This is a genomic window from uncultured Methylobacterium sp. (genome assembly GCF_964242245.1).
Lineage (GTDB): Bacteria > Pseudomonadota > Alphaproteobacteria > Rhizobiales > Beijerinckiaceae > Methylobacterium.
In genome coordinates this window covers 1-2,016 of sequence record NZ_CAXTBY010000167.1, presented here as the reverse complement: position 1 = coordinate 2,016, position 2,016 = coordinate 1, and the positions used below count along the sequence as shown (strand labels likewise).

Annotated in this window: 2 protein-coding genes; both read right to left on the bottom strand. The window is 69.1% G+C overall.

All coding sequences use genetic code 11. From position 1 onward, the window contains the following. On the bottom strand, positions 1 to 1,180 hold a 1,180-nt coding region (locus tag ACFE8Y_RS20380; protein ID WP_375466194.1), incomplete at its 3' end, for an acyltransferase family protein. Between the two features lie 32 nt (positions 1,181 to 1,212). Continuing rightward, positions 1,213 to 2,016 (bottom strand): polyprenyl synthetase family protein (locus ACFE8Y_RS20375; protein ID WP_375466193.1); only part of this gene is annotated, 804 nt, incomplete at its 5' end.

The following is a 2,016-nucleotide window of genomic DNA, read 5'->3' as shown; positions in this document are numbered from 1 at the left end:
GACGCAGACCGAACAACGGCCGTAACCATCGGCTGCGGCGCGCCATCTCGAAGGCGACGACACAGGTCGCCGCCGTCACGAGTACGATGATGGCCGCTTCCGGCGCCGCGGGCCATCCCGCGTCGCGGAGGGCATAGGCCGCGAGTACGATCGCCGTCTGGTGCACGAGGTAGAAGGGAAACACGGCCGCAGCGAGATAGCGCCGCCATGGACCATCCGTGCAGGGCAGCCAGCGCCGCCCGAATGCGATGACCGCCACGATCACGCTCCACTGATAGAGCGGGACGGCGACGGTGTCGTGATGGTGCAGGACTCCGGACCAAGTTGGAAACGGCGATGTCGCGTCGATCGGCCATGCGATGGCCGAGGTCGCCGAGGCGAGGATCAGCGCAGGCCAGCGGAGTCGGTCCAGAACGTTCCAGGCGGTGTCCTGCTCAGCGATCAGGTAACCGAGCAGGAAGAAGGCGTAATAAACCGCGTGATCGTACCAGTCGCCGAGGAAGGCGTCGTTCGGGGGGAATGTCCGTAGAAGAGCGGCTCTCGCCACGACGAGCACGAGGACGGGCAGGATGACGATGGCGCCGCTCGATGCGAGGCCGTCCGCGAGCGTCGTCAGCATCGTTCGGATCGGCCGCAGCAGGATCGTCAGGCCGATCAGCACGACGGTATAGGCGTACAGGTAGAGAACGAACCAGAGATGGTTCCAGGTCGGCAGCGAGAGGCACGTCCCTGCGCAGATTCGCTTCGACCCGCCGAGGTAATCGGCGCTGTAGAAGTGCAGCATATCCCCGCGGTATCCGAATTGTTCGACCGCCTGGACGTAGGATTGCGGCGGCACGACCACGAGGATGCCGAACAGCAGCGGGATCAGGAGCCGCACCGAACGACTGGCGAGGAGTGGCACGGGTTTCAGCCGGTGCGCCAGGAAGCGCGTCGCGCACCCGGAGATCAGGAAAAGAAGGAGAAGCCGCCACGGATTGACCAGCCGCATCAGCGGTTCGATCACTGGGACGCTGTGCGCGCTCTTCGCGTGATAGGACCAGGGAAGGTAGAGCAGGCCGACGTGATAAAAGATCAGGATCGCGAAGGCGATGATCCGAAGCCAGTCGAGATCGATGCGTGGCGCGCGCCCGATCGCATCGCTGCGCGGTGAGGAACCACCGCGCGACACGTCGGCCACCGCGACGGACCTCTGCACCGCCGGCGCGATGGTCAGACCTTCCGCGCCACCGTGAAGCGCGCCGCCTCGCACAGCGTCCGCGCGCGCTCGCCCCAGGGCGACACCGCGTCCTCGCACACGCCGACCAGCCGGTCGCACTCGGCCCGCGCGCCGTCGAGGCCGAGGCGGTCGACCAGCGTCGCCTTGCCGGCGTCCTTGTCCTTGCCGGTGGCCTTGCCCATCGCTTCGGGTGAAGCCTCGCGGTCGAGGATGTCGTCGGCGATCTGGAAGGCTTGGCCGAGCGCGAGGCCGTAGCGCAGGAGCGCGGCGCGCTCAGGCCTCGTCGCCCCGCCGACGATCGCGCCGGCCTCGACGGAAAAGGCGAGGATCGCACCGGTCTTCATCGCCTGGAGCCGGAGGGTGTCGTCCACGTCGAGCTGCACCGGGCCGAAGCGCCCCTCGGCGCCGAGGTCGAGGAGCTGGCCGCCGACCATGCCGCCGAGCCCCGAGGCGCGCGCCAGCCCGAGCACGAGGTCGGCGCGGATCGCGGGGTCGGGCTGCCACGCCGGATCGGCCAGGATCTCGAAGGCCAGCGTCTGGAGCGCATCGCCGACGAGGATCGCGGTGGCCTCGTCGTAGGCCTTGTGCACGGTGGGCTTGCCGCGGCGCAGGTCGTCGTCGTCCATGGCGGGCAGGTCGTCGTGGACGAGGCTGTAGCAGTGGACCAGCTCGACGCCGGCACCGGCCGCGAGCGCCCCGGCCTCGGGGCCGCCGAGCATCCGCGCGGTCTCGACCGCGAGGAACGGGCGCAGGCGCTTGCCGCCGCCGAGCACGGCGTGGCGCATCGCCTCCATCAG